Genomic DNA, 26,555 nt, shown 5'->3' on the forward strand with positions numbered 1-26,555 from the left:
ATGGCTCAAAAACCAGTTAAAAATGTAGAAAGCGGAACCGTACATTTCGTTTTTGGAAAGCAAAATTATCAGCTTTTAATTGCAAGTATTGTGGTTGTTATTATTGGCTTTATATTGATGAGTGGCACAACGGATATTTACAGTTTTAGGAAAATTGTTTTGGCTCCAATTGTTATAATTGGGGGTTTTATTTTAGGATTTTTTGCAATCTTCAGAAAGTCTCCAGATAAAATATGAACATTTTTGAGGTAATTGTACTGGCCATTATTGAAGGTCTTACAGAGTTTTTGCCAGTTTCTTCAACTGGACACATGATTATTGCATCTTCATTGATGGGCATCCAATCAGATGATTTTGTAAAGTTATTTACGGTCGCCATCCAGTTAGGAACTATACTTTCTGTAGTAGTATTATACTGGAAACGTTTTTTTAAAAGTTTCGATTTCTATTTTAAACTTTTAGCAGCTTTTATCCCAGCTGTAATTTTTGGTTTATTGTTCAGCAAAAAAATTGATGAATTATTAGAAAGCCCATTAACAGTCGCAGTTTCGTTAGTTTTGGGTGGTATCATATTAATATTTGTGGATCTTTATTTTAAGAATGCAACTTTAGATAATGCCGATCAAATCTCTTATCCGACAGCTGTTAAGATTGGTATTTTTCAATGTTTAGCCATGATTCCTGGAATTTCTCGTTCTGGAGCATCTATTGTCGGCGGTATGACTCAGAAATTAACTCGAAAAGCAGCAGCAGAATTTTCTTTCTTTTTGGCAGTGCCAACCATGTTTGCAGCAACGGCAAAAAAACTTTTTGATTTTTATAAAGATGGCCATACCATCAATTCTCAACAACTTAATTTATTGTTAATTGGTAATGTAATTGGTTTTGTAGTGGCCTTAATCGCTATTAAAAGCTTTATTGGTTATTTAACAAAATATGGTTTCAGGGCATTCGGAATTTACCGTGTAATTGTAGGAACTATTATTATTATTTTGCTTTTAAGCGGACATTCTTTAAAGATTATTTAATGAGTGAAAATGAGAAGCAATTCCCGAAATTTAATTTTAAAGAAGGCGAGGTTTTACTTTTAAATAAACCTTATACATGGACATCTTTTGATGTAGTCGGTAAACTCCGCAATTCTTTTAAGCCGCTAAAATTAAAAGTCGGTCATGCCGGTACTTTAGATCCTTTAGCAACCGGTTTATTGATTATTTGTACTGGCAAACTCACCAAACAAATTGACACTTACCAAGCTGAAGAAAAGGAATATACAGGAACTTTTACATTAGGTGCTACCACTCCATCTTATGATTTAGAAACAGAAATTGATCAAACGTTCGATATTTCTAATATCACAGAAGCACAAATTTTAGATAACTGCAAACATTTTATTGGCGATTTAGACCAATTTCCTCCGGCTCATTCTGCTATAAAAGTTGATGGAGAACGCTTATATTTAAAAGCAAGAAGGGGAGAAGATGTAGAATTGAAATCGAGAAAGGTAACTATCAAAGAATTTGAGATTACTAAAATTGAATTACCAGAAGTTGATTTTAGGGTAGTTTGCACCAAAGGAACTTACATCCGATCTTTAGCTAAAGATTTTGGAGAGAAACTAAATAATGGCGCTCATCTTTCCAAATTGAAAAGAACACGCAGCGGAAACTTTAAGTTAGAAGATGCGTTTGAAATTATGGAACTGGTAAATCATATTAGGGAAATTAAGACTGAAGAAGACTTTAAGTAGAGTTTTGGAAGTAAAAAGTAAAAAGTAAAAAGTCGCCCGTCATGTCGACAAAGGAGACATCACACAAATAGGTTTAAGAATTAATATTAAGACTTTCCTTGAAGTAACTGAAAGCAAAATCAACATCAATAATGCACATCTACCATCATATTAATGATTTTAAAAGGTTAAAAAATGCCGTGGTTACCATCGGTACTTTTGACGGTGTGCATTTGGGTCATCAAAAAATCATCAAAAAATTGATAGAGGAAGCAAAAGAAATTGGAGGCGAATCTGTTATCCTTACTTTTTTTCCTCATCCCAGGATGATCCTAAATCCAGAAGATCATCAAATAAAGATGATCAATACGATGCCTGAGAAAGCAAAATTGCTGCAGGATTTTGGCGTTGATCATTTAATTATTACTCCGTTTACCAGAGATTTTTCTAATCAAAGTCCGCAAGATTATATTAAAGATATTTTGGTTGGGCAAATAGGTATGAAATCTATTGTAATAGGTTATGATCACCGCTTTGGGAAAGATAGAAAAGGGAGTTTTGCAGAACTTCAGGAATTTAGTGAAGTTTATGATTATCAAATAAATGAGATTCCCGAAGAAGACATTAAAGATTTAGCGGTTTCTTCTACAAGAATTAGAAAATCTTTAGCCAAAGGCGATGTTGATGATGCCAATGAATTAATGGGACATCCGTTTGTTTTATGCGGAAAAGTAATTAAAGGCGATCAAATTGGCAGGACTTTAGGTTATCCAACAGCAAATTTATTTGTTGAGGAAAACTATAAACTTATTCCTTCTGACGGGATTTACGCAGTTACAGTAGAAATTCAAGAGAATAAAAACAAGAATCAAGAATTGCATAATCCTTATCAACCCATAAATTCTAAACCTTCAAATCTTGATACTCAATACTCAATACTCAATACTAAATTCTATAAAGGGATGGCTTATATTGGCCACCGTCCAACCATAAACGGATTGAGCCAAAACATAGAAGTAAATATTTTTGATTTTTCAGAAGATATCTATCATCAAACTATTAAAATGGATTTTCTACATTTTATCCGTCATGATGTAAAGTTTGAAGGTTTAGCAAAGTTAACCGAGCAATTGGGAAAAGATAAAGAAGCTACTTTGGCTTATTTTGAGAAAATCTAGAATTTATTATTTCTTAAATGCAGTTTCATAAAGCTCAATCCATTCTTTTGGGCTCATTTTTCTCACTAATTCTGCGATTAAATCTAAAGGGATTTCATTTGTTTTTTTAAACCTGATGCAACTTTTTCCTATATCTAATTTTGAGACAGAAAATTTTGGATATTCATTTATAAACCAATCATATAAGCTTTTATCCGCATAAATACCCATGTGATAAACAGCAATGAAATTCTTTTGGGAAGCAATACTTAAAAAAGGTAAAGGCAATTTTGGATTGCAATGATAACCTTTTGGATAGATAGAATGTGGAATACCATATCCAATCATGCCGTAACTAATTGTCTCGGTAAACCCTTCTGGTAAATTATCAAGTATTACTTTTCTCAGTTTCTTAAAAATATCTTTTCTTTCTTCTGGTAAGTTTTCTATGTAAATATCTGGCGTTAAAGATTCTGATTTCATCTTTTTAATTGTTAGGTTTTAAACCTTTTGTTAGTGGTACTACTTATTTCCTTTCGTAAATGGAAGAAGGTCCGTCAAAAGCGTCAACTGTATAAACAAGTTTTTCATTTTCGATTTTCACTGAAATTTTCACTGAATTACTTTCATTATCGTAAATAATTTTGTCAACAATTTCTTTCGTGAGAATTGATTCTTCTTTTACAATTTTAAAAGTTCCATTTTTTAGAAGTGTCCCGTTGGAATAAATTTTATAATTTAAGTTTGTGAAATCCAAAATATTCCCGTTCCCTTTTGGAAAATTCTCTGATTTTCCGGTTGAACCATTAACAGTTGTTTTCAATTCCCATGAACCTTGAATTTGTTCTGCAATTATTTCAACTTTTTGATTGTCTTTTTCACAGGAATAAAGGATTGAAAAAGAAGTTAAAAGCATAACAAATAAAATGTTTTTCATGGCTTAATATTCTAATTTTCGTTTAAAGTTAGTTTTTGTCATAGTGTTAACACTAATGGATGGCAGGTTTAAAGAATTGCGATTTTACTTGCAAAAACTTGTTTGCCAGCACCAAAATAAATAAAAAAAGTTGATGGGAGTAAAAGCACTTTGCCCGAAACTTTTTAAACCTGACGTTACCTGTAGCCATTCTTTTTTATTCGATTGATATTATTCTTACAAGTGTCCAACTAATAAAGCAAATTATACCCAAAATAAAAATTCTATTCCCATGATTTCTTTCAGATTTTGTATGAGCAAAAACTGTCTCTCCATTCGGGAGTGTTTTTTTGTGTGAAAACAAATGCTTTCCAATAAAAATTCCAATAAACCCGCCTAAAACCGAAAATATATAGCCAGCAATTATCCAAGCTTTTTGACTTTGTTCGGGTTTTGCCAATTCTTCAATTCTTTGTCGTTTAAGTTCTTTAAGTTGGTCAGATGTAATTTCCTTTCCTCTTTGTTTTAGAATTTTTTGCGCTAAAGAAAAATTTAATTTACTCCATTCCTCACTTTTTACGATTACTTCAATTAATTCATCATCTGTAAAATCATTTAGATAATGGTCTTTATCTATGTTTTCTGATAAATTAATAGAAATTTCATTTTGAATTTTATCGACTTTTTCAAAGTCTGCTTTTTTTAATTTTATGAAATATATTTTCCCGAAATCATTATTGGCAAAAGTTGGGTCGAAACTGATAGAATTATCTTCAAACTCAAATTCTATATTATTTTCTTCAAGAAATTTTGAAAATTCTTCAACTTCATCTTTGACTGTAAATTTTTGATATGTTATAAATTGGTTTTCTTGCATTAACGGTCTTTTTATGGTTACAGGTAACTTATATATATCTGGGGTTCATTCCCTCAATCCGCCAAACAGTCCAACCTAAAAAGTATATCCTAAACTAAAACCAACATAATAAGGAACAAAAACTTCACTACTAAAAAAAGGAGTAATACCTCCTCTAAACGAAAATCCAGATTTTATGGGTTGTAATCTATACATGAAAGCCATCGTTCCTAAAACCGTACTTCCACCATCTCCAAAAAGAAAGTCATCATTAGTTGCTAAGCTTGCATAAGTTGCACCTAGGCCAATCTCAAAAAGATTTTTTCCGTCTCCTAATAAATAATTTAAAGAGACAGGAACTGTTATAAAGCTTTCCCCACCGCCACCAATTCCACCAAAGCCAACTCTGCCTCCAAGTCCGGTTCTTTTATTGCTGAAACGGGTATCGTAGTTTACGGAGAATAATAAACCTTGCCCTAAAATTTCTGCATATACATTTTGGGCTCTTTTTTGTGTTTCAATAGCTATTTCTTTAGCTACATTTTCAAAAGTTTCAACTTTGCCATTTTCATAAATTATTTTGATAACGTCTTGCTTATTAACTACATAATTTGGTCCGTTTAAATTAGCAAAAGCTTTATATCTGATTTCAGAAGTCCCAATTTCAATCACTTTGGTTTCTAATACTTCGCCAGATTTTTTATAAATTTTGTCTTGGGCAAATGTTGCACTAGTTCCAAATAAAATGGCAAGAGAAATAATGGTAAATAAATTTTTCATTTTTAAGGGTTTGGTTTTATTATCCAATGATAATTAAATTTTTAGTTTTTAAAGTAATACGAACAAAAGAAATAGAATGCTACCTATTTAAAGATTAAAGAAACAAGAATCAAGATACTTGAAACAAGATTCAAGTGGAAAGAAAAAACACAAAAAAACCGCTCTAAAATTAATTAGAACGGTAAGTCTTTATACTAAATACTATTTACTTAATACTCAAAACACTACTTAGAAACATACATCACTTCTTTAACCGCCTTTACCACACGTTCTGCATTTGGTAAACTTGCTGCAATTAAAGTTGGTGCATAAGGAAGCGGAACATCGGCACAAGTGATACGGATTATTGGCGAATCCAAATAATCGAAAGCATTTCTTTGAACATTAAAAGCAATCTCAGAAGAGATTGACGCTAATGGCCAAGCTTCTTCTACCACTACCAAACGGTTGGTTTTCTTAACCGAATTAATAATACAATCGTAATCAATAGGGCGTACAGTTCTTAAATCTATAACTTCTGCGTTAATACCTTCTTTTTCTAATTCTATTAAAGCTGGGGCAATTACACGGCTCATCATTTTACCAAAAGAAACGATGGTTACATCCGTACCTTCTTTGGTGATATTTGCTTTACCAATTTCCAGGTAATATTCTTCTTCAGGTACATCGCCTTTATCGCCATACATCAATTCAGACTCCATAAAAATAACCGGGTCATTATCTATAATCGATGATTTTAATAAACCTTTTGCATCATAAGGAGTAGAGGGAACAACTACTTTTAAACCTGGGCAGTTTGCATACCAGTTCTCAAAATTTTGAGAGTGTTGAGCTCCTAATTGTCCGGCATTTCCAGTTGGTCCTCTAAATACAATTGGACAACCAAACTGTCCGCCACTCATTGATAAAGTTTTAGCAGCACCATTAATAATTTGGTCAATAGCAACCAAAGAGAAGTTGAAAGTCATAAATTCTACAATCGGGCGAAGTCCGTTCATGGCAGAACCAATGGCAATACCAGCAAAACCAAGCTCTGCAATTGGAGTATCAATTACCCTTTTTGCACCAAATTCATCTAACATCCCTTGGCTCACTTTATACGCACCATTATATTCGGCAACTTCCTCACCCATAAGGTAAATCTTGTCGTCTTTGCGCATTTCCTCGTTCATCGCTTCACGTAGGGCTTCTCTATATTGTATTTCTCTCATTATAATATCTCTAAAATTAATTAAGGAACGCAAATATAATTAATGTTGTTTTAAAAGCAACCGTAAAGGTTTGTAATAATTTGGATTAAATGAAAAGAAATAGCCTTAAAATAACGCTTCGTGTAAAAGAGTTTGAAATGATGGTTAATTTCTCTTTTTGTTTTAGATAAGGATAGATTTTTGAATTATTGATCTTGAATTTTTATTTGATTTTTATTTCAATTATTTCAGGATAAATACATGTTTAAAATGATAATTATTTGGGCGTTTTAACACGCTTTCCGCTGTATCTTTTTTGTTGAAAAGCAAAAAAGGATGACGCTGCAATCGTTAACGCAATATCAAACGAAAATTTTGAGTTCAATTTTATGTTTAAAAGGACGGCCTCTGAAGATTTGAAAGGGAAGACCAATAAATCTTTTGCAAAAACTATTATAAACCTACCCTCCGTGGTTTGTGTCCTCACAAACCACAAATTGGAAGTGTTTTGAATTTCCCAATACTTCCCCTAATCAAATCCTTAATCCCAACCCAAAAAAGTAATTTCTTGTTGCAGCGGGATTATAAAACCGATTTCCAAAAGCATTCAAATCATTGCCCAAGCTATAATTCTCGTTTAGTAAATTATCAACACCAGCATTAAATTTCAAAGTGCTTTTTCCAATTTTCTTTCCCCAGCCCAATTTCATCATTACCAAATTATAAAGGTCAGCAAATACATTTGCAGCATCATTTAAAGAAGTTTTTCCATTATATTGATGTTGAATGAAAAGGCTGATTTGATTTTTAAAACTAAAATTTAAATTGTTATTAATATTAAGTTTTGGGACGCCAGTTAAAATATTTCCGCTGAAATTATCAGCTGCAATTTGATAATCTCTAAATTTAAAGTCATTTAAAGTAACAGCGATATTATAGGTGATTTGCTCAAAAACAGATGATGGTTTCTTTAGCATACTGGCATTTAAACTCAATTCAATCCCTTTTTGATTGGTGCCACCAGCGTTTAAATAAAAATCTTGGTCAGCGGCATTTACCCTTCTTACAATGGCATTGTTTAAACGATAATAAAAACCTGCTAAATCAATGTAAACTCTTTCAAAAGGTGTTCTAAATCTTAATCCCAACTCGTAATTCCAGCCCTGTTCTGGGTTTAGATTTGTGTTGATTTTTGCGTCTGATGCTCGCACTTCTGCAGTTGTTGGTGCTGAAAAACCTCGACTAACAATTCCCCTTAAAACAAAGTTTGGATTTAAAAGATAGGAAATTGCCAATTTGGGCATTACTTCGGGTTTTAATTTTTGCGTTCCTGCAATGCTCGAATTGGTAGATTCTGGCAAAAGCTTAAAATCATAATTGGTAAAATTAAGGCTGGATGAAATCTCGGCATTTAGTTTTTTTTCGATATCAAACACAAACCTTGTAAAAACAAATTGTGATTGGTTGATGATTCTATCGGCAGCAATAATTGTTGTTGCCGTACCTTTATCATTATTATAATTTAAAATATCGGCATTGCTTTGCTGAAATTCATAACCCAAATTCCACTCAATATTTAACTTTTCAGAGGCTTTCTTTTGATAATTAAAATAGGTCCTTAAAGCTAATGAGTTTTCTTTCCTCTTCTCGTAATTGGTAATGAAAGGGTTTTTAAAATCGGTGGTAATTCCTGAAACGGAGAAAACATGTTTCCAATTTGAGTTGAATTGATATTCGTGACTAATTCCTGCAAATAATGTTCGGTTATAAATACCAGCATTTTGTTCTTCTGCGCCAGGTGTAAAATTAGTTTTCGGTCTTGCTGATGTTGGGTTTGCATCTTTTTGTGCCAATGTTAAACCTCCTGGGGTTTGGTAACCTAAATCACTATAAAAACCAGAAAATTTAATGCTTCCTTTATCGTTATAATTTACTTTTTGTGTCGCCTGAAAAAAGTTACGTTTCATTTGACTTTGATCTCTATATCCATTAGCATATTGATAAGCTTGATGAATATTGAACTCGTAATTTTGATTGCTTTGGTTAAAGCCTACATTTTCTCTAAACAAACCATAAGAACCTGCTAATAAATCGGCGCTTATTTTATCGGCTTTAGCCTGAGTATTTATTAAAACAACACCGCCAGAATTTGCTCCAAATAAACTCCCATCCGGACCTTTTAAAACTTCTATATTTTGGATTGCAGATTGGTCGATTAAATTGATATAAGTATTTCCACCAGCATCGGTTAAAGGAAAATCATCATAATAAACTTTTAGATTCCTCACGCCAAACGGAGAGCGCAATAAACTTCCCCTGATAGAAAGTCGGTAACTGCCGGGAGAGCGTTCTTCCATTTTAACTCCTGCAACACTATTTAAAGCCGGAATTATGGATTGTGTTGCACTATTTTCAATCTGATTTTTATTGATGATTGAAACTGTTGCAGGCAAGCTAATCAGTATCTTTTCTGATAAATAGGCTTTAACTTTGACCTCGTTTAAAATTTTGGTGCTATCTTTTTGTTGAGCAAAGGAAATATTGAAAATCAGGAAAGATATTAGCGAAAGAATGGTTTTCATTGAGTACACAAGGCTATAAAAATCATTCCACATCTGCCTTTAAACGATATTTTAATTTTTGTAGGATAAATTGATCAGGATAAGACAATAGATAAATAACCGTTCCTTTTTCTCTGGCATACTGATTTTCTACTTCACCAATCTTCAAAGTGTTTTTAAAATTTGTATCATAATCATGATTTGGTTGTTCAGATATTCTGATGACATGTTGAGTATTTTTTATCTCAGGAAACCAAGGAATATAATCTAAAGAAAAGGAAACGGCATTTTTAATTTTTTTACTGTAATAATTAATGGCTCCGGTTTGTCCATAATTATCACAAATTACTAAAGTATTTTTTCTTTCCTGAACTGGGATTTTACTAAATGCCGCATCAGCTTTGCTGGCCATTTCTTTCCAACCCAGCATATCCGCAAAATCTTGAGGTAAAGGATGTTCTTTTCCATCTTCCCACCGGTGTGCGCCCAATTTTTCACCTACATTTTTATGGGCTACAATTTCTGCCGGCGAAGATATAGGAAGTAAATTTTGAGCAAAAACTACGATTAATAAAATATTAGCTACTATTAAAACAGGTTTTATCCAGGCGGTTCTTTTTGTTGATAATGTTCTATCTAAATAAACCGCACCGAATGCGAATAATATTGGGTATAAACCAATTGCGTAATAACCTTTTCCATGTAAATAAACAAAAAGTAAAATGGTTAATAGGTATGCGAAAGCAATAATGCGATAGCGTTTAAAAGGTTTGTAGAATAGGATCGCTAACAAACCGCCCAACCAAAACGGTAATGCTCCAAAAAAGAATTTGAGTTGTTCAAGTAGGAAATCTACTCTGGAAACATTTATTAGTTGCGTTTTCTCTAGCGTTTTCATGTGCCAAATTACTGGCAACCCGTTTTGAAACTGCCACCAAATATTTGGCGAAATGAGGAGAAGTGCTAACAACATCGCAAGCCAAAAATCTCTTTTTAAAAACAGTTTTTTTTGTTGAGTAAAAGGTAAAGCAATCAATAAGCCTATCAATAAAAAACCGACATTATATTTATTTAAAATACCAAAACCAATGGATAATCCTAAAAAATAAAGATTGATACTTTTATCAGTTCTAATATATCGGATAATAAAAAAGAAAATAAAAGTGTAGAAAAATATATCAAAAGAATTGGGTTGAAACAAGATGTTTAGCCTTAGCAATGCAGAAAAAAGCAAACAGCAACATGCTATTATTGCGGCATATAATGTTCCTTCTAATAACTTCACTGTTTCCCAAACTACCCAAATGGTAAGTGCTCCAGCTAAAGCAGGGAAAAACCGAACCCAAAAAATTCCGTTTCCCAGCCATTTGATAATTAATGCTTGCCAACTCGAAAATGGAGGGACAGATGGATAACCCCATTGTAAATGGTTGGCTTGGTCCAAATGTAAAAACTCATCTCGGTGAAGTTCATAAACTGGTGAAACAGCAAAATATTGAAGAATAAATTTCAATAGGATAAATCCTAAGAGAATAAACCATGGAAATTTGTTGTTATTCATTATTTAACAGCAGTCATTTTTAAACAAACCGGACTTCCAATTTTTAACATTTGATTATTATACGTTAGCATTCCAGTTTTTTTGTTTCTCTTAAATATATAAATGTCATCAGAGTTTTGATTGGCAACCAATAGAAACTTATCTGTTGGGTCAATTATAAAATTACGAGGCATTTTGCCTTTGCAATCTACAGCTGCCAATCGTTTTAAGGTACCGTCTTTTTTATCAATTTTAAAAATTACAATTTCATTTATATTTCCTCTGTTAGTGGCATATAAAAATTTCCCATCGTTACTTAAATGAATATCAGCACCACCATCATTTCTTACAACGCCATCTAAGTTCAGGTTAACGATACTATTTTTTGTAAGGACTTTATCTTTATAATCAAAAACAGTAATCATAGCTTTCATCTCTGATAAAAGATATAACTTATTTCCACTTTTATTAAAAGCAAAATGTCTTGGGCCAAAGCCAGGTTCGATATTTACGAAAGGTTGTGAGGCATCTTGTAAAGGTTTTTCTAACGAAGAATTATAATTGTAAGCATACAATTTATCGGTACCCAAATTGGCAGATAAAAGTGTTTTTCCATCATTAGAAAAAATAACAGAATGTGCATGTGGTGCAGTTTGTCTGCTTTTGTCTATGCTACTTCCTTCATGTTGTATCAACTGACTTAATTCGCCAATACTTCCGTTGCTTTTTAAAGGCAAAACGCTAATACTTCCGCTGCCATAATTGGCTGTAAAAATAAATTTATTATCATTTGCAACACTAATATAGCAAGGTCCGGATCCTATTGTTTCTTGTTTGTTTATCAAAGAAATATTACCAGTTTTAGTATTAAAATCAAAAGAACTTACACCACCTTTTCTATCAGTACCAGATTCGTTAACGCTGTAAACTTTTGTTCCTTCATTATTTATTGCCAAATAAGATGGATTATTTACACCTTCGGTTTTAGATTCAAAAGTTAGCTCACCAGTTTTAGTATCAAATTTGTAAACAAAAATGCCATTAGTTTGCGTTTTAGTATAAGTGCCAATTAACAAATGCTGATATCTTGAAATAGATGATTTTTGCGCAAACTTAAAAATGGGATTATCAAAATGGTTAAAACTAATTTTAATTTAATTTTCATAAGATTAATTGGTTATTCAAATGCAAATTGCAAAAAAAAAGCTTTCATAAAATGAAAGCTTTTAAATATTTAATTTTTTAAAACTATGAAGTTGGAAAACTAGAAACGTTAGCCAACATTTTTTCCTGGTTCAATAACGCTGATTGATAATTGGCACTATTACCATTGATAAACAAACAGGTTTTATCTTTAATTAAAGTAATAATTTTTTCATTTAGCTCTGGCGATACCGCTGGGCAACCAAAACTTCTACCCAATCTACCAGTTTGTTTTATAAAACTTTCGCTCACATAATCAGCACCGTGTAAAACAATTGCCCTTTCTCTGGCCGAATCATTTATGCCTTTATCTTGTCCGTCTAATTTTAAAGACAAACCATGATTACCTAAATAAGTCTCGTTAGTTACATAAAATCCTAAGCTACTTTCATGAGATTCTGCAGTATTAGAAAACTTAGTCGCTATATCAACACCACTACCTTGTCCATGCGCTACATAAGTATTTAATAACAATTTTTTATCTTGTATATTAATAATCCACATTCTTTTAGCAGTGCTGGCTTGCGTAAAATCAACAACTGTTAAAATTTGCTTATCATTATTTAAGGCTCTGCTATTTTTTAAATTTAAAAATCCAATTAAAGCTTTCTCAAAAACAGGTAAGGATAAATTAGCTTCTTTTAATTGAATTTTTCCGTAAAGATCATTCACATAATTAGTAAAAAGGATGTCTTTATGTAAAATCGTAGCCGTTGAATCTAATTGAACAATGCGCTCATTAGAAATCCCTAAAATGGGATCTTTATCAGTTTTCCAGCTAATGTTTAAAAAAGTAAATAATAGGATTACAGTTAAAACACTGGTAACTGAATAAACTTTTAATCTTTTTTTTCTTTTGAACATATATCTTTTTTAAAGGTGCGATTAAATTATTATACTTAAATATACGCAAAAAGGTTCGCAATTCGCCATATTATTAACTTTCATGACCTTAATCTTACATTGTGATTTCTCACTGTAAACCTTAATTATTAGGCTGTTATTACGAATAAAAATGTTATTTATTATCTAGGTATTTAACATTAATTATTTGGGCGTTTCCCATCCGCTTACTAGCGGATGGGTCGGGCTATACATTATATCTTTTTTGCAATTTGCTAAATGGCTATGGCAAAAAAGGATGCCATTTCTATCCCTAACGCAAAAAAAATCCTATTTATCATCAAATCTTGTAAATCAAGATTTAGACAATAAATAGGATTCAAGGAATATTTAAATTATTATCCCAACAAATTTTTCCAGCTTACTAAATCACCAATAATCTTTTGTAAATCCGCAATAGCCACTCTTTCTTGTTCCATACTATCTCTATGGCGAATGGTAACTGTATTATTTTCTAAAGTTTCATAATCTACAGTAATGCAAAAGGGTGTTCCGATAGCATCCTGACGGCGATAACGTTTTCCAATCGAATCTTTTTCATCATAAGCCATGTTGAAATCAAATTTCAATTGATCCATTATTTCACGGGCTTTTTCTGGCAAACCATCTTTTTTAGTTAAAGGTAAAATGGCAGCTTTATAAGGCGAAAGAGCAGGATGTAATTTCAAAACAGAACGAGAATCTTGCTTCTCATCGGTGCTTAAATCTTGTTCCTCAAACGCATTGATCATCGTAACCAAAAAGAAACGATCTAAACCAATGGAAGTCTCAATTACATAAGGAACGTAATTGCCATAAGGTTTATTAGTTTCTGGATTTACCTCAGCATCAAAATACTGCATTTTTTTACCAGAAAACTCTTGGTGTTGGTTTAAATCGAAATCTGTACGAGAGTGAATTCCTTCTACTTCTTTAAATCCGAATGGGAAATCATATTCTATATCAACAGCAGCATTAGCATAATGTGCCAGTTTTGCATGATCATGAAATTTATATTTCGCAGGATCTGTTCCTAAAGCCAAATGCCATTTTAAACGTGTTTCTTTCCATTTTTTATACCATTCCATCTCAGTGCCAGGGCGTACAAAAAACTGCATTTCCATTTGTTCAAACTCTCGCATACGCATAATAAACTGACGAGCAATTACTTCGTTTCTAAAAGCTTTACCAATTTGCGCAATCCCGAAAGGAACTTTCATTCTTCCAGATTTTTGAACGTTTAAAAAGTTAACGAATATTCCTTGTGCAGTTTCTGGTCTTAAATAAACTTCTTCAGCACCTTCGGCCATTGCCCCAAACTGTGTAGAAAACATCAGATTAAACTGACGAACATCTGTCCAGTTGCAAGTTTTAGAAACGGGGCATTGTATTTTATGTTCTTCAATAAGTGCTTTTAAACGAGATAAATCCTCCGCTTTAAGCGCATTATCCATTTCAATTTGCAAGCTTTCTGCTAAAATATGTTTAGGATGGTTTTGGAATTTTGTTTCATTTAGATCATGAATAATTCCTGATTCAATATAAGGCTTATCTCCGAAAACCGCTATTCTAGCTTCAGTTTCATAAGCTGCAATTTTATCCTCTAATAATTGATCAGCTCGGTAACGTTTGTTAGAATCTTTGTTATCGATCATTGGATCGCTGAAACCATCAACATGTCCACTGGCCTTCCAAACTTTTGGGTGCATAAAAATTGCGGCATCAATTCCTACAATGTTTTCATGCATTTGCACCATGGCTTTCCACCAATAAGTTTTGATGTTGTTTTTTAGTTCAGAGCCTAACTGACCGTAATCATAAACAGCGCTTAAACCATCATATATTTCACTGCTTTGGAACACAAAACCGTATTCCTTAGCGTGTGAAATCACATTTTTAAAAATTTCTTCGTTATTATTTGCCATGATGCTGCAAATATAGCATTTGATCAATCATTGCTAAATGATTGTTTATTTTAATTGCTGGTGGATTAAAATGTTGTTCTCGTTCCTGAACTGATACTCACCATTCGGCTTAAGCCATTGTAGAAACCGATATCATAACCTTGAAAATCTACATTTATAGCTATTGAGCTTTTTTTGAATCCAAAAAATTCATCGTTGCTTAAAGAAGTACTTATGCTAAAACAGTCCATATAAGTGTAATCACTAGATTTTGGATTGAGAGGAAAAACCCAACTTACCTTATTACTTAATGATTGGGAAGTTGTTAAAGGGTTTTTTCCAATTCTTTTTAGCTCCATTTCGGCATTTGGACCTGCGAATAGAGAAATCCTGGCACCTTTATTTGCTGGCGATCTAATAAAAACGGCATTAACCTGTGGACCAGCATATAAATGGTTTGTAAATTTTTTATTGTAACCACAATTTACGCCCATTATAGTTTTAACGCTAGTTGCAGAAGATAATGTTGCAATATTAATATCCAATCCGACAAAAAAATAACCATTTTTTTGAGGTATTCCTTGTCCGTAAGAACTTTTAAAGAGAGAGAGAAATAAAATAGAGAGTAGAAGTTTTGATAAGGTAAATTTCATTTTCATACGATACTTGTAAGAGCATTGTACGAGAAAATCTAAAATAGGTTATAAAAAATATTAAATATTAGACTTACGAAGTTTCAAAAATTTCGTAAGTCTAATAAGATTAAATCAAAACCTAATTTTCTGGCCTGCCCAAAGCTTTGCCTTTCAAATAAAGTTTTTCTTCCTCTTCGGTCTGTTTCTTTTCTTGTGGAGTAATATTTTGTTTGACCAAATTTTTCATATCAGGTTGCCCCGCATCTACCCAAGCCGTATACCAAAAACTTCCAACATCTAATATAGAACTACGCATTTGGCGCTCAACCATTCCTTTTAAAGCATCATGATAGGCTTTTGAATAAGGGATAGAATATTCTTTGATTACTCTTCCATTGCGTTCATTATAAGTGTATTTCCTATCTACAGGGAAACTTTTAGTCAAGTTCTTTTCAATAGTTAAGGTAGAATCTAATAAACTATAAGTATTGATAACAATATCCCAGGCCTTATCTAAAGGATTATCTATATATTTTGCCTTCCCTACAAAATAATCGTAATCATTGGCAAAAAGTTCTGGCAATCTACTTTCCCAAAAACCATGGATGCCAACCTGATTAGTCATTTGGCCATTATAATTCTCTGAAGTATGCAATGGAACATGAGCATCAGCAATGTAATGACCTAAATCTGCAGAATATTTTAGAATCAAAACTGAGTCTCTACTTTTAAATGCATCAACTAATTTGTAATAACTACGTTGTATCTGCCAAGGCACAATACCATAAGCGTTTAATGTATCTTGAGATAGTTTTTCAACCGCATCTTTCCACTTTTTTGGGATAATTATAAAAGGTTCTTTACCATAATGATCTGCATCCAAATAATGCCTTGGAGCTTCTAAAGAATCTGCATATCTCCGCTTATCCGGATCAACTGCATGTTCTGTGATATAATTAATGTTACTTTTATAAAAGCCTATTAAATTGCTTGGGAGTGTAAAAACAGCTAATCTGTTGATTCTCATATGTGCAAAAAATCCCCACGAAGAAAAAATGAATAAACAAGGAATTAGCAGGATAAAAAAGTAATTTTTTATTTTCATGATATAAATTTAAAAATACCATTAACAAAATAGGTTATAAAGGAGTAAAAAATATTTTAAATTTGCATTTGTATTTAAAATAATTCAACCTATATTTGCATCCCCTAATAAAGGGATATTACTCAACGGAATAAAAAGCTTACAATGGCAAATCATAAATCGGCAATTAAAAGAATCAGAGCTAACGCAACAAAACGTTTACGTAACAGGTATCAAGCAAAAACTACCAGAACTTTTATCAAAAGGTTGCGTAATGCGGTTTCTAAAGAAGAAGCACAGGCTTTATTGCCAAAAGTAACTTCAATGTTAGATCGTTTAGCTAAGAAAAACGTAATTCACAAAAATAAAGCAGCTAACAATAAGTCTAAACTGACTAAGTTCGTTAACGCTTTATAAGAGATAAAATATTTTACTGAAGGCAGGATTCTTACAAGGGTCCTGCTTTTTTTGTTTCAAAGAATTTTGGCGTTCTCAGCTAACTGGCGGAGATTTTCATTTCTATCCCAACCGCAAAACTTGTTCAGTATAAAACCCATCACATAAAACTTATAACTTTTGTAAACAACCTAAAACTTAAAACCTTTTATTACTTTAGTTTTATGGAACTGCCTTATCAACAGAAATTTACGATAAAAGCTTGGGCAGAAGAAGACCGTCCGAGAGAAAAGTTATTGCAACATGGCAGAAGAACGCTTTCTGATGCAGAATTGATAGCTATCTTAATTGGTTCTGGTTCTGTTACAGAATCAGCAGTAGAACTCAGTAAAAAAATCTTGCACTCATGTCAAAACGATTTGAATCTATTGAGCAAACTTTCTGTTCAAGAACTTTGTAAATTTAAGGGAATTGGGGAGGCAAAGGCAATATCAATTATTGCGGCTTTAGAATTAGGACGACGTAGAAAGGAAATTGAATTACCGCCAATTGAGAAGATAAATACCTCGAGAGATATTTTTAATGTACTATTGCCTTATTATAAAGATTTACCTCACGAGGAGTTTTGGATACTAGTTTTAGCAAAATCAAATAAACTAACCCATAAAATTCTAATCTCTAAAGGCGGCCAAGCCGGTACAATAGTTGATTCTAAAATAGTTTTTAAAGCAGCTTTAGAAAACAACGCAGCAAATATTATATTAACCCATAATCATCCTTCAGGTAATTTACGTCCAAGTCATGAAGATATATCTTTAACCAAAAAATTAGTTGCTGCAGGTAAGCTAATGGATATTGGAGTTTTAGATCATGTTATCATTACAGACGATGCTTTTTTCAGCATGGCAGATGAAGGTTTGATGTAAACTGTCTTAATAAAATTGAATTAGGTTTTAAACAATTATGTGATTTTCCACTTAATGTAGTTAGAAAATTTTCAGAATCATATTTTTGTAATAGAAATTTAATCTGTTGCAAAATAATTCGTTTTCCTTCTCGGTTAAACAAAAAACTCCTATCCCAATCTATTTTTCTTATTTTTGCTTTTCTTAAAAAAATCGAATGAAAATTTCTTATAACTGGCTTAAAACTTTTATAAATACAGATAAAAATCAAGATGAAATCTCTACCATTTTAACCGCTATTGGTTTAGAGGTAGAAAGTTTGGAGAAGGTGCAGGCCATTCCCGGAGGATTAGAAGGTTTGGTAATTGGCTACGTTAAAGAGTGTGAGCAACATCCAAATGCGGATAGATTAAGGATTACAAAAGTAGACGTTGGTAGTGCAGAGAATTTACAGATTGTTTGCGGAGCGCCAAATGTTGCAATAGGACAAAAAGTGGTTGTTGCAACTGTTGGTTGCGATGTGCACCCAACAGATGGAGAGCCTTTTAAAATTAATAAATCTAAAATTAGGGGAGAAGTTTCTGAAGGGATGATTTGCGCAGAGGATGAAATTGGTTTGGGTAAAGGACATAATGGAATTATGGTTTTGCCAGAAGATGCTCCAATCGGGATTTTTGCGAAAAATTATTTTAAGCTAAATGATGATTTTGTTTTCGAGATCGGTTTAACACCAAATAGGGCAGATGCAGCCTCGCATTTTGGCGTTGCGAGAGATTTGGCAGCATATCTAAAAACGGAAATTATTAAACCTAAAGTTGAAGATTTTAAAATTGATAATTATAATCTAAAAATAGAAGTTGAGGTTTTAGATGAGGATGCCGCACCAAGATATTCTGGGATAACTATTTCCGGAATTACCGTTCAGGATTCTCCAAAATGGTTAAAAGAAAAATTAGCAGTTATTGGCTTACGCCCGATAAATAATATTGTAGACGTAACCAATTTTGTATTGCATGATTTGGGACAACCTTTACATGCATTTGATGCCGATGAAATTGTTGGCGGAAAAGTCATGGTTAAAAAATGTGCTGAAGGGACAAAGTTTAAAACTTTAGATGAAGTAGAAAGAACGCTTACCGCTGATGATTTGATGATTTGCGATAGCGAAAAACCCATGTGTATTGCTGGAGTTTTTGGCGGTGTTGCATCTGGAGTGAAGCAAAGCACAAAAAATATCTTTTTAGAAAGCGCTTATTTCAATGCGGTTTCTGTAAGAAAAACGGCAAAAAGATTTGGGTTAAAAACAGATGCTTCTTTTAGGTTTGAAAGAGGCACTGACCCCGAAATTACCGTTTATGCTCTAAAAAGAGCAGCACTTTTAATTCAAGAAGTTGCCGGAGGAGAAATTAGTTCCGATATTTTTGATCATTACCCAAATCCTGTTGCAGCGTTTGATGTGGAATTAACCTTTGATCACGTTCAAAAACTGATTGGTAAAGCAATCCCAAAAGAAGAAATTACTTCAATTATCAAAGCTTTAGGCATTGTCGTGATAAATGAAACCGAATCTCAATTATCGCTAAAAGTGCCAACTTATAAGGTAGATGTAACTCGACCGGTTGATGTGATTGAAGAAGTGTTAAGAATTTATGGTTACGATAATATCGAAATTCCGCAAAAGGTAAACGCATCATTAAACGTTTCGCCAAAACCCGATAAAGAAACTATCCAAAACACCATTGCAGATCTATTGACTGCAAACGGATTTTATGAAATTTTATCTAACTCTTTAACCAAATCTTCTTATTCAAAAGATTTAGATTCGGCGGTAAAGATTTTAAATCCTTTAAGTTCAGATTTAGATGTGATGCGCCAAAGTATGCTTTATTCTGGTTTGGAAGCTGTTGCTTATAACCAAAATAGAAGAACTGCCGATGTAAAGTTTTATGAGTTTGGCAAAACTTATCAAACAGAAAACGGAAAATATAAGGAATCTAATCACCTTTCGGTTTTTATGAGTGGCAAAGCCGATAGCGAGCAATGGAATCAAGCTGGAAAAGGAATTAATTTTTATCATCTTAAAGCTAGTGTTGATGCAATCTTAAAAAGATTGAACATCGAAAAACTTCAATCAGACGTTGTAGAAAATGAAGATTTTTCTTACGGAATTTCTTACAAAAGAGGAGCAAAGATTTTAGCAAGTTTTGGAGCCGTAGCACCAAAAGAATTAAAAAAAGCAGATGTTTCTAAACCTGTTTTTTATGCTGATATTGATTGGGATATGCTTTTAATGTTGATCAAAAACAACAAAATTTCTTATCAGGAAGTTTCTAAATTCCCTGCAGTAAGAAGAGATTTATCTATATTATTAGATAGCAACGTTAGATTTGAAGATTTGAAACGTATTGCTTTAAAAACGGAAAAGAATTTATTAAAAGAAGTAAATGTTTTTGATGTTTACCAAGGTGATAAATTACCCGAAGGAAAAAAATCTTATGCGTTAAGTTTTATACTTCAAGATGAAGAAAAAACTTTGACCGATGCTCAAATTGATGAAATGATGAAGAAATTAATTGCTAACTTCGGTAAGGAAGTGGGCGCTGAGATTAGATAATTTTCTTAATCAATTTGTTTCAAGGCGATAAGGCGTTAACGATAGAAACGGCATCCTTTTTTTTTGCCTCACAATTTTGCAAGTTGAAAAAAAGATATAGTGATTAGCGTGTTAAAACGCTCAAATCATTTTTAATAAATAGGATAAAAATTAAATTTTAAAATTAATAAGAAATTAAATTAACACAATAAATGTCTGTAATTGCTAAGAAATTAGATCAGGTGCTGGACCGCACCCAAAAGCTGGTAGATTTGTCAAAAGCCTTACAGGAGCATAATGACTTGCTAAATTTGGAAAATGAGCACATGAAAGTTGCTTTAGAAACCAGTGAAAACAAGCGAAAAGACCTAGAAGAAAAGTTAAGAGTTTTAAAGATGGCGAAAAGTTTAGAAGGCTCTAGCGAAAAAACACTTGACATAAAGCAAAAAATTAACGAATTTGTGCGGGAAATAGATAAGTGTATTGTATTACTAAACAAGTAATACATTGTGAACCTAATGCTCAGATGGGAGAAATCTCGATAAAAATAAATATTGCCGACCGTGTTTATCCCTTAAAGATTAATATGGAAGAGGAAGAAGTGGTGAGGAGAGCTGCCAAGTTGATCAATGATCGTATCAAAGAACTTCAAGAGAAGTATGCGGTTAAAGATAAACAAGACTTGCTTTCTATGTGTGTATTACATTACGCCTCTGCATCTATACATGCAGAAAAAAAGGCGAGCAATGAAGATACGGATGTAGCAGAGAAGGTTTACCAATTGGATAGTTTGTTAAACGATTTTTTTTCTAAAGGAAAATAACATTCTTTATAATTAGCATATAAGATCTAACCGTGTTAGATTTTTGGTTTCACTATTAAAAAACTTAACACTTCGATATGAAGAAGGGTTACAAAAGCATTACTCATTTGGCTTTGCCATATGTTTACGGCTTAAACCCTAAGCGTGATCGACAAGTTTACAATACATGAAGTCTGAAATTTAACGCGGTTTTTTTATTTATTTTAATTACAATTTATGGAAATATTGATTTACCTGATTATTGCAGTAGTAGCTTTAGGATTGGGTATTGTGATAGGGAGATTTTTACTACGACAGCTTTTGAAACAGCAAGAAGTTGCTGCACAAAACAAGGTTAAAAAGATTTTAAGGGAGGCAGAAAGTAAAGCCGAAATCTTAAAAAAAGACAAATTATTAGAAGCGAAGGAGAAGTTTTTGCAAATGAAATCTGATCATGAGCAAGAAATTAATCAAAAGAATACGATTGCTGCACAACGTGAAAATACGTTGAAACAAAAAGAACAATCTTTAAATGATAAGATTGAAAATGCTGGTAAAAAAGAACAAGAACTCGAAAAATCTAAGAGTAATTTTGAAAAACAAGCAGAAATACTAAAAAATAAACAAGACGAAGCTGAGGCGATAAAAAGTCAGCATATTGTACAATTAGAAGCTATAGCAGGACTTTCTGCTGATGAAGCAAAAGCACAATTGGTTTCCAACTTAAAGGAAGAAGCCCGTACAAATGCAATGGCGTCTATTAAAGATATTGTTGACGATGCTAGATTAACAGCGGCTAAAGAAGCCAAAAAAGTAGTTATCCAAACTATACAGCGTACAGCTACAGAATCTGCAATAGAAAATACGGTTTCTATTTTTAACATCGAAAATGATGAGATTAAAGGTAGAATTATTGGGCGTGAAGGTAGAAACATTAGAGCGTTAGAAGCAGCAACAGGGATAGAAATTATTGTTGATGATACGCCTGAAGCCATTATTTTGTCGGGATTTGACCCAGTAAGACGTGAAATTGCTCGTTTAGCTTTACACCGTTTAGTTACAGACGGGCGTATTCACCCTGCAAGAATTGAAGAGGTAGTTGCGAAAACTCAAAAGCAAATTGAAGAGGAAATTGTTGAGATTGGAGAGCGTACAGTAATTGATTTAGGTATTCACGGCTTACACCCAGAATTAATTAGAATGGTTGGGCGTATGCGTTACCGTTCTTCTTATGGACAAAATTTGTTACAGCACTCTCGTGAGGTAGCTAATTTTTGTGCTACAATGGCATCTGAATTGGGTTTAAATTCAAAGATGGCCAAAAGAGCAGGGCTTTTACATGATATTGGTAAAGTACCTGATGATAATCCAGAATTGCCTCACGCAATTTTGGGGATGCAATTGGCCGAAAAATATAAAGAACATCCAGAAATCTGTAATGCAATTGGCGCTCACCATGATGAAATCGAGATGACTTCTATGATTTCGCCAATTATACAAGCTTGTGATGCCATTTCTGGAGCAAGACCCGGAGCAAGGAGAGAAGTTGTAGAAAGTTACATCCGTAGGTTAAAAGAATTAGAAAGCTTGGCAATGTCATACCCCGGTGTAGAAAAAACTTTTGCAATACAAGCCGGTAGAGAATTACGTGTGGTAGTAGAAAGTGAAAAAATTACTGATGCACAATCTGAAATTTTAGCTGCCGATATTTCTAATCGTATTCAAACAGAAATGACTTATCCTGGTCAGATTAAAGTAACTGTAATTAGAGAAACTAGATCAGTGGCTTACGCTAAGTAATATTTGGGCGTTCGGGCGGGCTTTACACTATATCTTTATACCGAAAAAAAATCGGTATAAAGGATGCCGTTTCAATCCCTAACGCAAAACAAAAGCGGTGATCATTTCATCGCTTTTTTAATTTAATAAATTTGCATTTGCTTAAAAAGATGGCTAAACAAAGAATAGAAGAAAAAAGAAAAATAGATGTCTTATTTGATAAATATTCTGAAAGCCATCAAAATCCGACAAATAAATTGATTCATTGGATTTGTGTACCACTAATTGTTTTTAGTATCGTTGGATTATTAACAGCAATTCCTTTTCCTCATTTAGGCTTTTTAGGAAAGTATAATATGTATATCAATTGGTTTTCTTTCGCATTAGCCATATCTATTTATTATTATTCAACACTTTCTCCCATATTATCCTATCTCATGCTTTTCTTTTTTGGGATATGTTATTTCTTCATCATCAAACTAGAACATTTAGAAAAAGCTGGTGGTCCGGCTTTGTGGGAGGTAAGTGTAACTATTTTCGTTTTAGCTTGGATAGGTCAATTTATCGGGCATAAAATTGAAGGTAAAAAGCCATCATTTTTTGATGATTTAAAATTTTTATTGATTGGCCCGTTATGGTTATTTCATTTTATACTTAAAAGTCTGAATATCAGATATTAAATTTAACACTTAACTTTTACTTAACATTAATGTAGCGGTTAATTAATTTTTAGCTAACAAACCCGTAACATTAGGCTAATACTTTTGCAACAACTAAAACAAGCAAAAGTGAAACAAACGTTTTTTTTAAAATCTATAAAACTTAGCGTCCTGCTAATGTTAATTTCTGTAACAGTTTTCGCACAAACAGGTAAAATTGCGGGTAAAGTAACTGATAAAGTTTCTGGCGAAACCTTAATTGGATTAACTGTGGGTATAGACGGCACCTCAAAAGGAGCCGCTACAGATGTAGAAGGCAGATTTGTTATTTCTAATCTGACCGCTGGAAAATATAACGTAACTTTTAGATACATTGGCTACCAAACCAAAAGTATTACTGGTGTTGAGGTAAAAAATGGTGAGGTAACTGCCTTAAACATCATTATGGAAGAGGCTGCCACCCAAGCTCTTGGTGAGGTTGTTGTTACAGCTACTTATAGTAGAGCAACTGTGGGGTCTTTATATGCACAGCAAAAATCTAGTGTGATTGTATCAGATGGTATTTCTTCTGAAAGCATCAAAAGATCTCCCGATAGAAACACAGGAGAAGTTCTAAAAAGAGTGAGTGGAACTAGCATACAAGATAACAAGTTCGTTATAGTTAGGGGATTGAGTGATCGTTATAATTCAACATTGTTGAATAACGCCCCTTTGCCTAGTTCTGAGCCAGATAGGAAAGCATTTTCCTTTGATGTTATTCCTTCAAATCTTATTGATCAAATAGTTATTAATAAAACAGCATCAGCAGATTTGCCAGGTGATTTTGCAGGTGGAGTAATTCAAATCAAAACTAAAGACTTTCCAGTTCAAAAAGTTTTTGATGTAAATTATACTATTGGCTTCAATAGCATTTCAACTTTTAATGATTTTAAAGGTGGAGAAAAAGGAAAATTAGATTTATTAGGATTTGATGACGGTTTAAGAAAACTACCTTCATCTTTTCCTGTAGATAGAAGAGCTTTTGTGAATTTAACACTTCAGCAAAAGGCAGATGTATCAAAAGATTTAAACAATACTTGGGCAGTGAAAAACCAAGGCATTGCAATTCCTACTCAAAATCTTCAGGTAGTCTATGGAAATTCTTTTAAATTAAAAAAAGATAAAAAATTCGGTTTTGTAACCTCTCTTTCTTACCGTAATAGTATGAATTTTAATGAGCAAAGAAGAGCTGATTATGCAGAATTAACAGGGACTTCATCTAATGATTTCACTTTCGATTATAATGATAAAATATATATAAACAGTATCAATTTAGGTGCATTGGCTAATTTTGCTTATAGCTATAATAAATCTAAAATTGGGTTTAAAAATCTTTACAATAGATCTTATGATGATAAATTTACTGATAGAACAGGCGCTTCATTTGAAGATCCAGACTTTGAACAAAAAAACACCCAATTTGAATTAGTACCTAAATCATTATTTAATTCTATATTAGAAGGAGAACATGTTTTTGGGAAGAAGAATTACAAGTTCGATTGGAATACTTCTTTTAGCACAAGTAGCAGAAGCCAACCAGATTTAAGAAGAATTTTTTACACCAAACCATTAGGATCAGCAAATCAATTTGAAGCCGCAGTTCCTGTAGGTTCAGGTAGCCCTAAAAATGCAGGTCGTTTTTATTCAGATTTGCAAGATTTAATTTACGGAGCTTCCACAAATCTTTCCATTCCATTTGAAATTAACAAGATTAAACAAATCGTTAAAATTGGAACTTGGACAAATTACAGAACAAGAAGTTTTGATACCAGACAATTTGGATATATAATACCAAGACCAAGTAATTCAGCACAAGCTTTATTAACACTGCCTCAAGACATAATTTTTTCTACACAAAACCTTAATCCTGATGGTTTTGTTATTGATGAAATTACAGATAATAGAGATAGTTATGATGCTTCAGGATTTTTGAATGCAGGTTATGTCATGTTTACAAACGAACTCACAAAGAAGTTAAAGGCAAACTTTGGAGCCAGATTGGAATCTTACCAAGAAGAACTAATATCAGTAGATCCTGCTACGCCTAAGGTCAATAACAGTTATTTAGATATTTTGCCTTCTGCCAATTTAATTTACAGTGCAACAGAGAAAACAAACATTAGATTAAGTTACTCCAACACTGTAGCAAGAGCCGAGTTTAGGGAATTAGCTCCGTTTTCATTTTTTGATTTTGAAACAAATAATGTAATTATAGGTAATCCTGATCTCAAAAGAACCAAAATTGATAACCTTGATTTAAGATTTGAATTTTTTCCAGCAACTGGGCAAATATTTTCTATATCTACATTTTACAAGAATTTTAACAATCCAATTGAGCAAATTTTTAATACAGGCTCAACAGCTGCCAGTAAAACTTTATCTTATAGAAATGCAAATTCTTCAACGTTATATGGTTTAGAAATTGAAGCAAGAGAGAATCTTGGCCTTTTAGGATCAGCAAAATGGTTAGATAAACTAACAGCTTATACAAATTTTGCACTTATTAAATCTGATGTTAACTTAGATAGAGTTCAATTCCCTAATAATAACGATAGCAGAAGTTTGCAAGGTCAATCCCCTTACTTAATTAATGGAGGATTACAATATGTTGGTGATAAATGGAATTTTAATGCTCTTTATAATAGAATTGGCAGAAGAATTAATATTGTAGGATTTGGACAATTTGTTAACAATGAATTTCAACCTGATTATCCAGATATCTATGAAAACCCAAGAGATGTGATTGATCTTCAAATCAGCAAACGCTTTTCTAATAATAAAACTGAAATAAAATTGAACATTGGTGATGTACTTAATCAGAAGAGAATACTTTATCAAGATGTTAATTTAGATAAAAAGTATAAAGAAGTTGATGACCAGACTATATCTACCATTAAGTTTGGAACCAACTTTAATGTTTCTTTTAGTTATAAGTTTTAATATGT

24 protein-coding genes are annotated in these 26,555 nt (G+C 32.6%); 12 read left to right on the forward strand and 12 right to left on the reverse strand.

Translation table 11 applies throughout. From position 1 onward, the window contains the following. The 4 genes from A5893_RS00560 (at window position 1) to A5893_RS00575 (ending at window position 2,907) form a co-directional block, all read left to right on the forward strand. Window positions 1-237 (forward strand): DUF3098 domain-containing protein, encoded by a 237-nt coding sequence (locus A5893_RS00560; RefSeq protein WP_068820594.1) that lies wholly within the window; start codon window positions 1-3, stop codon window positions 235-237. Then, window positions 234-1,028, forward strand: coding sequence for an undecaprenyl-diphosphate phosphatase (locus A5893_RS00565; RefSeq protein WP_068820595.1), 795 nt, complete (start codon window positions 234-236; stop codon window positions 1,026-1,028). Before A5893_RS00560 ends, A5893_RS00565 begins: the two co-directional genes overlap by 4 nt. Continuing rightward, window positions 1,028-1,750 carry a tRNA pseudouridine(55) synthase TruB gene (gene truB / locus A5893_RS00570; RefSeq protein ID WP_068820596.1) on the forward strand — a complete coding sequence of 241 codons (723 nt, stop codon included), beginning with the start codon at window positions 1,028-1,030 and terminating at the stop codon, window positions 1,748-1,750. Before A5893_RS00565 ends, truB begins: the two co-directional genes overlap by 1 nt. 131 nt (window positions 1,751-1,881) lie before the next feature. After that, window positions 1,882-2,907, forward strand: a complete 1,026-nt coding sequence (locus tag A5893_RS00575; protein WP_068820597.1) for a bifunctional riboflavin kinase/FAD synthetase — start codon at window positions 1,882-1,884, stop codon at window positions 2,905-2,907. A 6-nt stretch (window positions 2,908-2,913) separates the two neighbouring features. Here A5893_RS00575 and A5893_RS00580 read toward each other — a convergent pair whose 3' ends face one another. The 12 genes from A5893_RS00580 to A5893_RS00635 all read right to left on the reverse strand — a co-directional run bounded on the left by A5893_RS00580 (window position 2,914) and on the right by A5893_RS00635 (window position 16,380). Beyond that, window positions 2,914-3,369 (reverse strand): DUF1801 domain-containing protein, encoded by a 456-nt coding sequence (locus A5893_RS00580; protein ID WP_068820598.1) that lies wholly within the window; start codon window positions 3,367-3,369, stop codon window positions 2,914-2,916. Between the two features lie 43 nt (window positions 3,370-3,412). Then, on the reverse strand, window positions 3,413-3,823 hold the full coding sequence (locus A5893_RS00585) for a hypothetical protein (protein WP_068820599.1): 411 nt from the start codon (window positions 3,821-3,823) through the stop codon (window positions 3,413-3,415). A gap of 196 nt (window positions 3,824-4,019) precedes the next feature. Next, window positions 4,020-4,679 carry a hypothetical protein gene (locus A5893_RS00590; protein WP_068820600.1) on the reverse strand — a complete coding sequence of 220 codons (660 nt, stop codon included), beginning with the start codon at window positions 4,677-4,679 and terminating at the stop codon, window positions 4,020-4,022. 75 nt (window positions 4,680-4,754) lie between these two features. After that, on the reverse strand, window positions 4,755-5,438 hold the full coding sequence (locus A5893_RS00595; RefSeq protein ID WP_157687327.1) for a hypothetical protein: 684 nt from the start codon (window positions 5,436-5,438) through the stop codon (window positions 4,755-4,757). A gap of 224 nt (window positions 5,439-5,662) precedes the next feature. Then, window positions 5,663-6,649, reverse strand: coding sequence for a pyruvate dehydrogenase complex E1 component subunit beta (locus tag A5893_RS00600; protein ID WP_068820602.1), 987 nt, complete (start codon window positions 6,647-6,649; stop codon window positions 5,663-5,665). Between the two features lie 512 nt (window positions 6,650-7,161). After that, the gene (locus A5893_RS00605) at window positions 7,162-9,210 is read right to left on the reverse strand and encodes a TonB-dependent receptor (protein ID WP_068820603.1); all 2,049 of its coding nucleotides are present in this window, start codon (window positions 9,208-9,210) and stop codon (window positions 7,162-7,164) included. Between the two features lie 22 nt (window positions 9,211-9,232). After that, the gene (locus tag A5893_RS00610) at window positions 9,233-10,750 is read right to left on the reverse strand and encodes a glycosyltransferase family 39 protein (protein WP_068820604.1); all 1,518 of its coding nucleotides are present in this window, start codon (window positions 10,748-10,750) and stop codon (window positions 9,233-9,235) included. Further along, a complete protein-coding gene (locus A5893_RS00615) occupies window positions 10,750-11,805 on the reverse strand; it encodes a lactonase family protein (protein ID WP_157687330.1) in 1,056 nt (351 codons plus the stop codon). Before A5893_RS00615 ends, A5893_RS00610 begins: the two co-directional genes overlap by 1 nt. 172 nt (window positions 11,806-11,977) lie before the next feature. Then, the gene (locus A5893_RS00620) at window positions 11,978-12,796 is read right to left on the reverse strand and encodes a murein L,D-transpeptidase catalytic domain family protein (protein WP_068820606.1); all 819 of its coding nucleotides are present in this window, start codon (window positions 12,794-12,796) and stop codon (window positions 11,978-11,980) included. Window positions 12,797-13,173: 377 nt separating this feature from the next. Continuing rightward, window positions 13,174-14,739, reverse strand: coding sequence for a glycine--tRNA ligase (locus A5893_RS00625; RefSeq protein ID WP_068820607.1), 1,566 nt, complete (start codon window positions 14,737-14,739; stop codon window positions 13,174-13,176). A gap of 65 nt (window positions 14,740-14,804) precedes the next feature. Continuing rightward, window positions 14,805-15,371: a hypothetical protein gene (locus A5893_RS00630; protein ID WP_157687333.1), complete on the reverse strand. Its 567-nt coding sequence runs from the start codon at window positions 15,369-15,371 to the stop codon at window positions 14,805-14,807. A 121-nt stretch (window positions 15,372-15,492) separates the two neighbouring features. Next, window positions 15,493-16,380 (reverse strand): zinc dependent phospholipase C family protein, encoded by an 888-nt coding sequence (locus tag A5893_RS00635; RefSeq protein WP_232456780.1) that lies wholly within the window; start codon window positions 16,378-16,380, stop codon window positions 15,493-15,495. 222 nt (window positions 16,381-16,602) lie between these two features. Between A5893_RS00635 and rpsT the strand changes: the two genes are divergently transcribed. From rpsT to A5893_RS00675, 8 genes are all read left to right on the forward strand, one after another. Further along, a complete protein-coding gene (gene rpsT / locus A5893_RS00640) occupies window positions 16,603-16,854 on the forward strand; it encodes a 30S ribosomal protein S20 (RefSeq protein ID WP_068820610.1) in 252 nt (83 codons plus the stop codon). 203 nt (window positions 16,855-17,057) lie between these two features. Continuing rightward, on the forward strand, window positions 17,058-17,759 hold the full coding sequence (radC, locus tag A5893_RS00645; protein WP_068820611.1) for a RadC family protein: 702 nt from the start codon (window positions 17,058-17,060) through the stop codon (window positions 17,757-17,759). Between the two features lie 196 nt (window positions 17,760-17,955). Beyond that, entirely contained in the window at window positions 17,956-20,352 is a 2,397-nt protein-coding gene (gene pheT / locus A5893_RS00650; protein ID WP_068820612.1) for a phenylalanine--tRNA ligase subunit beta, read from the forward strand. A 191-nt stretch (window positions 20,353-20,543) separates the two neighbouring features. Continuing rightward, on the forward strand, window positions 20,544-20,834 hold the full coding sequence (locus tag A5893_RS00655; RefSeq protein ID WP_068820613.1) for a hypothetical protein: 291 nt from the start codon (window positions 20,544-20,546) through the stop codon (window positions 20,832-20,834). Window positions 20,835-20,857: 23 nt separating this feature from the next. Then, complete coding sequence (locus tag A5893_RS00660) at window positions 20,858-21,154, forward strand: cell division protein ZapA (protein WP_068821410.1); 297 nt, start codon at window positions 20,858-20,860, stop codon at window positions 21,152-21,154. A gap of 216 nt (window positions 21,155-21,370) precedes the next feature. Continuing rightward, a complete protein-coding gene (gene rny / locus A5893_RS00665; RefSeq protein ID WP_068820614.1) occupies window positions 21,371-22,933 on the forward strand; it encodes a ribonuclease Y in 1,563 nt (520 codons plus the stop codon). Window positions 22,934-23,082: 149 nt separating this feature from the next. After that, window positions 23,083-23,592: an Mpo1 family 2-hydroxy fatty acid dioxygenase gene (locus A5893_RS00670; RefSeq protein ID WP_068820615.1), complete on the forward strand. Its 510-nt coding sequence runs from the start codon at window positions 23,083-23,085 to the stop codon at window positions 23,590-23,592. A gap of 108 nt (window positions 23,593-23,700) precedes the next feature. Next, window positions 23,701-26,550 carry a TonB-dependent receptor gene (locus tag A5893_RS00675; protein ID WP_232456781.1) on the forward strand — a complete coding sequence of 950 codons (2,850 nt, stop codon included), beginning with the start codon at window positions 23,701-23,703 and terminating at the stop codon, window positions 26,548-26,550. Window positions 26,551-26,555: the final 5 nt, after the last annotated feature.

The sequence above is a fragment of the Pedobacter psychrophilus genome (genome assembly GCF_001652725.1).
GTDB lineage: Bacteria > Bacteroidota > Bacteroidia > Sphingobacteriales > Sphingobacteriaceae > Pseudopedobacter > Pseudopedobacter psychrophilus.